Origin of the sequence: Proteus sp. G2673, from assembly GCF_009915125.1 — a bacterium.
Lineage (GTDB): Bacteria > Pseudomonadota > Gammaproteobacteria > Enterobacterales > Enterobacteriaceae > Proteus > Proteus penneri.
In genome coordinates, this window is sequence record NZ_JAABLT010000015.1 from 23,311 (window position 1) to 32,633 (window position 9,323).

The 9,323-nt window shown below is 43.4% G+C and carries 8 protein-coding genes; all 8 read right to left on the minus strand.

Annotated features, from left to right (window positions below; all coding sequences use genetic code 11):
* Positions 1-22: 22 nt before the first annotated feature.
* Complete coding sequence (gene rpoB / locus GWI59_RS07905; protein ID WP_109848569.1) at positions 23-4,051, minus strand: DNA-directed RNA polymerase subunit beta; 4,029 nt, start codon at positions 4,049-4,051, stop codon at positions 23-25.
* 350 nt (positions 4,052-4,401) lie between these two features.
* Positions 4,402-4,767, minus strand: coding sequence for a 50S ribosomal protein L7/L12 (gene rplL, locus GWI59_RS07910; protein ID WP_023583093.1), 366 nt, complete (start codon positions 4,765-4,767; stop codon positions 4,402-4,404).
* Between the two features lie 63 nt (positions 4,768-4,830).
* Positions 4,831-5,328 carry a 50S ribosomal protein L10 gene (rplJ, locus tag GWI59_RS07915; RefSeq protein WP_006534706.1) on the minus strand — a complete coding sequence of 166 codons (498 nt, stop codon included), beginning with the start codon at positions 5,326-5,328 and terminating at the stop codon, positions 4,831-4,833.
* Between the two features lie 326 nt (positions 5,329-5,654).
* On the minus strand, positions 5,655-6,356 hold the full coding sequence (gene rplA, locus GWI59_RS07920; RefSeq protein WP_069368741.1) for a 50S ribosomal protein L1: 702 nt from the start codon (positions 6,354-6,356) through the stop codon (positions 5,655-5,657).
* A 4-nt stretch (positions 6,357-6,360) separates the two neighbouring features.
* Complete coding sequence (gene rplK, locus GWI59_RS07925) at positions 6,361-6,789, minus strand: 50S ribosomal protein L11 (protein WP_006534703.1); 429 nt, start codon at positions 6,787-6,789, stop codon at positions 6,361-6,363.
* A 146-nt stretch (positions 6,790-6,935) separates the two neighbouring features.
* Positions 6,936-7,481 carry a transcription termination/antitermination protein NusG gene (nusG, locus tag GWI59_RS07930; protein ID WP_004246900.1) on the minus strand — a complete coding sequence of 182 codons (546 nt, stop codon included), beginning with the start codon at positions 7,479-7,481 and terminating at the stop codon, positions 6,936-6,938.
* A gap of 7 nt (positions 7,482-7,488) precedes the next feature.
* Positions 7,489-7,866 carry a preprotein translocase subunit SecE gene (gene secE / locus GWI59_RS07935; protein ID WP_006534701.1) on the minus strand — a complete coding sequence of 126 codons (378 nt, stop codon included), beginning with the start codon at positions 7,864-7,866 and terminating at the stop codon, positions 7,489-7,491.
* A 273-nt stretch (positions 7,867-8,139) separates the two neighbouring features.
* Positions 8,140-9,323 (minus strand): elongation factor Tu (tuf, locus tag GWI59_RS07940; protein ID WP_089503028.1); only part of this gene is annotated, 1,184 nt, incomplete at its 5' end.

Below are 9,323 nucleotides of genomic sequence, written 5' to 3' on the forward strand. Positions count from 1 at the left end.
CAGTCTGTCTATATGGAATCCGTTATTCGTCTTCCAATTCGATGTTGATACCCAGTGAACGGATCTCTTTCAACAATACGTTGAACGACTCTGGCATACCTGGTTCCATCTGATGGTTACCATCAACGATGTTTTTGTACATTTTGGTACGACCGTTAACGTCATCCGACTTAACAGTAAGCATTTCTTGAAGAGTATAAGCTGCACCGTATGCTTCCAGTGCCCACACTTCCATCTCCCCGAAACGCTGTCCACCAAACTGAGCTTTACCACCAAGAGGTTGCTGAGTAACTAAGCTGTACGAACCGGTTGAACGGGCGTGCATCTTATCATCAACTAAGTGGTTCAGTTTCAGCATGTACATGTAACCAACAGTTACTGGACGCTCAAATTGTTCACCTGTACGACCATCGAAAAGTGTAATCTGACCAGAAGTTGGAAGATCAGCTAATTTCAGCATCTCTTTAATTTCCATTTCTTCTGCACCATCGAACACTGGTGTTGCGGTTGGCATACCTTTTTTCAGGTTTTCAGCCAGACGTAACACTTCTTCATCGCTGAAGGTGTCCAGATCAACTTTCTGACGAGGTGCCATACCCAGATCGTAAGCTTTCTGGATAAATTCACGTAATTTAGCAACTTCTTGTTGCTGTTTCAGCATCGCATTGATCTTATCACCGATACCTTTAGCAGCCATACCCAAGTGAGTTTCAAGGATCTGACCGATGTTCATACGTGATGGAACACCCAGTGGGTTCAGTACGAGGTCAACTGGGTTGCCGTTTTCATCGTATGGCATGTCTTCAATTGGGTTAATCTTAGAGATAACACCCTTGTTACCATGACGACCCGCCATCTTATCACCAGGTTGGATCTGACGTTTAACCGCCAGGTAAACCTTAACGATTTTCAGCACGCCTGGTGCCAAATCATCACCTTGAGTGATTTTACGACGTTTAGCTTCCAGTTTCTTCGCGAACTCAGCTTTCAGTTCATCATACTGTTCAGCTAATTGTTCTAACTGGTTTTGCTTCTCTTCATCCGCAATACCCAGTTCTAACCAACGTTCGCGAGGTAATTTATCTAATTTCTCAGCTTCAATACCGCCAGCAATCAGAACACCACGGATACGAGCGAATAGACCAGCTTCAAAGATACGCAGTTCTTCAGTTAAGTCTTTCTTAACTTCACGTAACTGTGACTCTTCGATTTCTAATGCACGTTTATCTTTTTCTACGCCATCACGGGTGAAGACTTGTACGTCGATAACTGTACCAGACACACCATTAGGAACACGCAGAGAAGAATCTTTAACATCAGACGCTTTTTCACCGAAGATAGCACGCAGCAGTTTCTCTTCTGGAGTCAGTTGAGTTTCACCTTTAGGTGTTACTTTACCAACCAGAATGTCACCGCCTTTCACTTCAGCACCGATATAAACGATACCTGATTCATCCAGTTTAGATAACGCTGCTTCACCGACGTTCGGGATATCAGCAGTGATCTCTTCAGGCCCTAACTTAGTATCACGAGAGACACAAGCCAGTTCTTGAATGTGGATAGTTGTGAAACGATCTTCTTGAACAACACGCTCAGATACAAGGATGGAGTCCTCGTAGTTATAACCATTCCATGGCATAAATGCCACGCGCATGTTTTGACCTAATGCTAACTCACCAAGGTCTGTTGAAGGACCATCAGCTAACACATCACCGCGATCAACAGGTTCACCTAAAGATACGCAAGGAGTTTGGTTAATACATGTGTTCTGGTTAGAACGAGTGTATTTAGTCAAGCTATAGATATCAATGCCCGCTTCACCAGCGTAAGTCTCTTCTTCGTTAACTTTGATAACGATACGAGAAGCATCAACATACTGAACAACACCACCACGTTTAGCAACCGCAGTAACACCGGAGTCAACCGCTACAGCACGCTCCATACCTGTACCTACTAGTGGTTTATCACCACGAAGTGTAGGAACAGCCTGACGTTGCATGTTCGCACCCATCAATGCACGGTTGGCGTCATCGTGTTCAAGGAATGGGATCAGTGAAGCACCGACAGAAACAACCTGTTGGGTTGAAACGTCCATGTACTGAACTTGGTCACGACTAAATAAGCTTGACTCACCTTTATGACGGCAAGTCACTAATTCTTCAACGAAGTGATTGTCATCGTCTAATACGGAGTTAGCCTGAGCAATGATGAAGTTACCTTCTTCGATTGCAGACAGATAGTGAATTTCATCTGTTACAGCGTTATTTTCAACAACACGGTAAGGCGTTTCAAGGAAACCGTACTCGTTAGTCTGTGCATAAACAGATAATGAGTTGATCAGACCGATGTTTGGACCTTCAGGCGTTTCGATTGGGCACACACGACCGTAGTGAGTTGGGTGTACGTCTCGAACTTCAAAGCCTGCACGTTCACGGGTCAAACCTCCTGGGCCTAATGCAGAAATACGACGTTTGTGCGTAATTTCTGATAGCGGGTTATTCTGATCCATAAACTGTGATAACTGGCTAGAGCCAAAGAACTCTTTGACAGCAGCAGAAATCGGTTTTGCGTTGATCATATCTTGTGGCATTAATGCATCAAGATCGCCTAAAGACAGACGTTCTTTAACTGCACGCTCAACACGCACCAGACCAACACGGAATTGGTTTTCAGCCATTTCGCCAACAGAACGAATACGACGGTTACCTAAGTGGTCGATATCATCCACTTCACCTTTACCATTACGGATATCAATCAGTTTTTTCATTACTTCAATGATATCTTCTTGGCTTAAGATGCCAGAACCTTCAACTTCGTCGCGGCCTAAAGAACGGTTGAATTTCATACGGCCCACAGCAGACAGATCATAACGATCTTCAGAGAAGAATAAGTTCTCAAATAAGTTTTCTGCAGCTTCGCGTGTAGGTGGTTCACCAGGACGCATCATGCGATAGATTTCAACTAATGCGCTTAAACGATCATTTGTAGGATCGACGCGAACAGTTTCTGAAATATAAGCACCATGATCTAAGTCATTAGTAAACAGCGTTTCAATCGTTTTATGACCAGCTTGACTTAAGCGAGCTAACACATCTAAAGAGATTTCCATGTTAGCAGCACAAATCAGTTCACCTGTTGCTTCATCAATATAGTCACGAGCAACCACTTTACCTGCAATGTATTCAACAGGTACTTCAATGCGGTCAATTTGCTCTTTTTCTAATTGACGAATATGGCGAGCGGTAATACGACGGCCTTTTTCGACATACACTTTGCCGTTTGCTTCAATATCAAATGAAGCAGTTTCACCACGCAGACGTTCAGGCACTAATGTCATCATCAGCTTGTTGTTGCTGATTTCAAACAATGTTTTTTCGAAGAATAAACCTAAGATTTCTTCGGTGCTGTAGTTCATCGCGCGTAAAATGATAGTCGCAGGTAATTTACGGCGACGGTCAATACGGACAAAAAGGTTATCTTTAGGGTCGAATTCGAAGTCTAACCATGAGCCACGATAAGGGATAATACGTGCGTTATACAGTACCTTACCAGATGAGTGTGTTTTACCTTTGTCACTATCAAAGAACACACCAGGGCTACGGTGTAACTGGGAAACGATAACACGTTCAGTACCATTGATTACAAAGGTACCGTTATCGGTCATTAATGGGATTTCACCCATATAGACTTCTTGTTCTTTGATGTCTTTAACGGTGCCTTCTGGGGCTTCACGTTCATAAATGACCAGACGCAGTTTTACACGCAAAGGTGCAGAATAAGTTACACCGCGGATCTGACATTCTTTAACATCAAAAACAGGCTCGCCTAAGCGGTAGCTGACATACTGTAATTCAGCATTGCCACTATAGCTTTGGATAGGGAATACGGAACGGAAAGCTGCTTCCAGACCGTTTTGACCTTCAGGATCTTGCTCGATGAACTTCTGGAACGAGTCAAGTTGGATAGAAAGGAGATAGGGAACATCCAGAACTTGTGGACGTTTACCAAAATCCTTACGAATACGTTTTTTCTCGGTATAGGAGTAAACCATAGGGTTCCTCAGCTCGCTGAAAAGTGACCCACTCTGCCTACCCTTAGTTATTAAGGGCGACACGACATTCTGCTAACACTATTTTTTGTAGGTAGGAAAATGTAATTTTCCATAATACTTATTGCTATTACTCTTAAATCATTTCATTGCATTGAGCTCACTACCGAGCTTTTGGACAACGTGGATCGTAGTGACTAACACAGTATATTAAGTCGTCAATAGCAAAAAATATTGAGGTAAAGAGAAAGCCAAAAAGTGTGAAAAAGCTACTCTTACCTTACAGCGCAAAAAGGCTGGTGACCAAAAAATCACCAGCCATCAGCCGTTAGGCTGCACTCTGGGAAGTTAAATTATTTAACTTCAACCTCAGCGCCTGCTTCTTCCAGAGCTTTCTTCAGAGCTTCAGCATCATCTTTGCTTACGCCTTCTTTCAGAGCTGCTGGTGCAGATTCTACTAAGTCTTTAGCTTCTTTCAGGCCAAGACCGGTAGCGCCACGTACTGCTTTGATTACTGCTACTTTGTTACCGCCGATAGCTTTCAGGATAACGTCAAATTCAGTTTTCTCTTCAGCAGCTTCTGCTGGACCCGCAGCAACAGCAACAGCTGCAGCAGCAGATACACCGAATTTTTCTTCCATCATAGAGATCAGTTCAACAACGTCCATTACAGACATTTCAGCAACTGCGTTTAAGATATCGTCTTTAGAAATAGACATAACAAGTGTTCCTAAAATTCAGAAAAAGTTTATACGTAAATAAAGCAACGAAGAAATTGGCTATTAAGCAGCTTCTTTCTGATCGCGCAGAGCAGCCAGAGTGCGAACCAATTTGCCTGCAGAGGCTTCTTTCATGGTTGCCATCAGGCGTGCGATTGCTTCATCGTAAGTTGGGAGTGTAGCCAGACGATCGATGTTCGAACCTGGGATAAACTCACCTTCAAAGGCAGCCGCTTTAATCTCGAATGCTGGGTTCGCTTTCGCGAAATCTTTGAACAGACGAGCAGCAGCGCCCGGATGTTCAGCAGAAAATGCAATCAAGGTTGGACCAACAAATGCATCTTTCAGTACTTCATAAGAAGTACCTTCAACAGCACGACGCAGAAGAGTGTTACGCACTACACGTACAGTAACGCCAGCTTCACGACATGCTTTACGCAGTTCGGTCATTTTAGCTACAGTAACGCCACGGGAATCCGCAACAACTGCAGAAAGCGCACCTTTGGCAACTTCGCTGACTTCAGCAACAATCGCTTGTTTGTCTTGAAGATTTAGTGCCATTAGCTTCTTGCTCCTGGATTAACCGAGTAAAAACTCGGGACTCACATCACTTATAACCACAATGGTATAAGCGCTAAAACACGGTGAGTAGAATCCAGAATATATAATTCTTTATTGGCTCTCTCACCGTCTACGCAGGAAAATTAAGTAATCACTTACACCTGCGGTCTTGGACGGGGTCTGGATAGGCCAGACTCCAACCGAAATTCAGAGAATTTAGTTATGTAGACTTAAATAAAATACCACATAGCTAAACTCAAGGCGTCAAATTCTATACAAATTTGACGCCAAGGTAAAGTCTTTTATGACTTTAGTCTAATCTCAGATTAAACTGTCGCGCTCAAGCTAGCTTGATCAATAGCAACACCTGCACCCATAGTAGTAGACAGGCTTACTTTCTTGATATAAACGCCTTTCGCTGCTGATGGTTTTGCTTTTTTCAACGCAACCAGCAGAGCTTCTAAGTTTTCTTTCAACTGAACTTCGTTGAAATCAACTTTACCGATAGTGGTATGGATAATACCATTTTTGTCGTTACGGTAACGAACCTGACCCGCTTTAGCATTTTTAACTGCTTCAGCAACGTTAGGCGTTACAGTACCCACTTTCGGGTTTGGCATTAAGCCGCGTGGGCCAAGGATTTGGCCTAATTGACCTACAACGCGCATTGCATCTGGAGATGCGATAACAACGTCAAAGTCCATTTCGCCAGCTTTAACTTTAGCAGCTAAGTCGTCCATACCGACTAATTCAGCGCCTGCTTCTTTAGCAGCTTCTGCATTTGCACCTTGTGCGAATACAGCAACGCGAACTGAACGGCCAGTACCGTGTGGAAGTACAGTTGCACCACGAACGTTTTGATCTGATTTACGTGCATCGATGCCAAGGTTAACAGCAACGTCAACGCTTTCAACGAATTTAGCAGTAGCCAGTTCTTTCAGTAAAGCAACAGCTTCAGTAATTTCGTACTGTTTAGTTACTTCAACTTTCTCACGGATATTGCGCATGCGCTTGGTTAGTTTAGCCATCAGATTAATCCTCCACTACCAGGCCCATGGAACGAGCAGTACCAGCAATTGAACGCATCATAGCTTCAACGTCAGCACCAGTCAGGTCCGCAGCTTTAGTTTCTGCGATTTCACGAACTTGAGCAGAAGTAATTTTACCTACTTTCTCTTTGTTCGGTTTGCCAGAACCTGATTTCACGCCCGCTGCTTTCTTCAGCAGAACTGCTGCTGGAGGAGTTTTGGTAACGAAAGTGAAAGAACGGTCAGCGTAAACTGTAATAACAACAGGAATTGGTAAACCTTTCTCAACGCTTTCAGTTTTAGCGTTGAATGCTTTACAGAATTCCATGATGTTAACACCTTGTTGACCCAGAGCTGGACCAACTGGTGGACTTGGATTAGCCATACCTGCAGAAACCTGCAGTTTGATATAGGCTTGGACTTTCTTAGCCATTAATTAATTCCTCAATTTGGGTATATCGCCCGGCTAGGGCTCCCCGATTTTACTTTGTTCTGTCTTATGACAAAACAACTCAAAACGAAAGGTGGAAAATTGTAGATAACTTTTCCACCTTTTGCAAGAAAGCAAGGTAAAAAGGTTTAACCTTTTTCAACCTGACTAAAGTCTAATTCAACTGGTGTTGCACGACCAAAGATTGATACAGAGACTTTTAAGCGACTTTTTTCGTAGTCAACTTCTTCAACAACACCATTAAAGTCAGCAAATGGACCATCACTAACACGAACCATTTCGCCTGGTTCAAACAGTGTTTTAGGACGTGGTTTATCACCAACTTGTTGTAAGCGATTCATAATCGCATCAACTTCTTTATCGCTAATTGGTGCAGGTCTGTCTGACGTTCCACCAATGAATCCCATAACACGAGGTACATTACGTACTAAGTGCCAAGTCGCATCATTCATGACCATTTGGACAAGAACATAGCCTGGGAAAAATTTACGCTCACTTTTGCGACGTTGACCGCTACGGATTTCAACCACTTCTTCAGTTGGAACCATAACTTCGCCGAATGAGTCTTCCATTTCGTTTAATTTGATATGTTCACGCAAAGACTGTGCAACACGGCCTTCAAAGCCTGAAAATGCCTGAATGACATACCAGCGTTTTTTTGGAGAATCAGTCATGAACACCTCACAGGCCAGTAATAAATGAAACAAAACGAACCAGAATGCCATCCAGTCCCCAAAGAACTAATGACACAATAGCCGTCACCGCAGCAACAATTAGAGTTGTCTGCAATGTTTCTTGACGTGTTGGCCATACTACTTTACGCATTTCAATACGCGCTTCACGAGCAAATGCTAACGTTGCTTTACCTTGTGTTGTCCACAACGCGAAACCACCTGCTGCTACGAACAAAGCAACAACAGCTAAAGCTCGCAACGCTAGGTTAAATTCACGGTAAAGATAGTTGCCACCCACTGCTACTGCCAGCAATAAAACGGTAATGATCCACTTAGCGATATCACCACCGCGTTTGCTATCTTGAGCTCCGCTATTCGCACTCATAAATTAACCTGTCACTATGATGTAAATAAATAGCCAGCTTGCCTCGCAAGAGCAAAACAAATCAGACTAACCATAAAATCAACTATGATTGCATCTGACACAGTGTCATATCTCTATGACATTCGTATCTGCAAGATACTGGACTCGATTCGTTGTATCAGAGCCTATCTCACCAATAATTTACAACAAACTAGTGATGAGATAGGTTCTTTTTCAAACAACGCATAAAAAGGGCATCAATTGATGCCCTTTTTTAGGAAATTACGCGAGTAATTAACCTAATACTTTAGCAACAACGCCCGCACCTACTGTACGGCCACCTTCACGGATAGCGAAACGTAAACCGTCGTCCATCGCGATTGGGTGAATCAGTTCAACGATCATGTTGATGTTGTCACCTGGCATTACCATTTCTACGCCTTCTGGTAATTCGATAGTACCAGTTACGTCAGTTGTACGGAAGTAGAACTGTGGACGGTAGCCTTTGAAGAATGGAGTATGACGACCACCTTCATCTTTGCTCAGAATATAAACTTCTGATTCAAATTTAGTGTGTGGGTTGATTGAACCTGGTTTCGCCAGTACTTGTCCACGTTCGATTTCTTCACGTTTAGTACCACGCAGAAGAACACCTACGTTCTCACCTGCACGACCTTCGTCAAGTAATTTACGGAACATTTCAACACCAGTACAAGTTGTTTTCGCTGTTGGTTTAATACCAACGATTTCAACTTCTTCACCAACTTTGATTACGCCACGCTCAACACGACCTGTTACTACTGTACCACGGCCTGAAATTGAGAATACGTCTTCAATTGGTAACAGGAATGGTTTGTCAATTGCACGCTCTGGCTCTGGGATGTATGAATCCAGTGCTTCTGCTAATTCAACAATTTTTGCTTCCCACTCTGCTTCGCCTTCCAGTGCTTTCAGCGCTGAACCACGGATTACTGGAGTGTCATCACCTGGGAAATCGTACTGAGACAGAAGTTCACGAACTTCCATTTCGACTAATTCCAGTAACTCTTCATCATCTACCATGTCACATTTGTTCAGGAATACGATGATGTAAGGAACACCAACCTGACGACCTAACAGGATGTGCTCACGAGTTTGTGGCATTGGGCCATCTGTCGCAGCAACAACCAGGATAGCTCCGTCCATTTGCGCAGCACCAGTGATCATGTTTTTAACATAGTCGGCGTGACCTGGGCAGTCTACGTGTGCGTAGTGACGAGTTGGAGTGTCATATTCTACGTGTGAAGTAGAGATGGTGATACCACGAGCTTTTTCTTCTGGTGCGTTATCGATTTGATCGAATGCACGAGCAGCACCACCATAAGTTTTAGCTAAAACTGTAGTGATTGCAGCAGTCAGAGTTGTTTTACCGTGGTCAACGTGGCCGATAGTACCAACGTTAACGTGCGGTTTTGAACGTTCAAATTTTTCTTTAGACA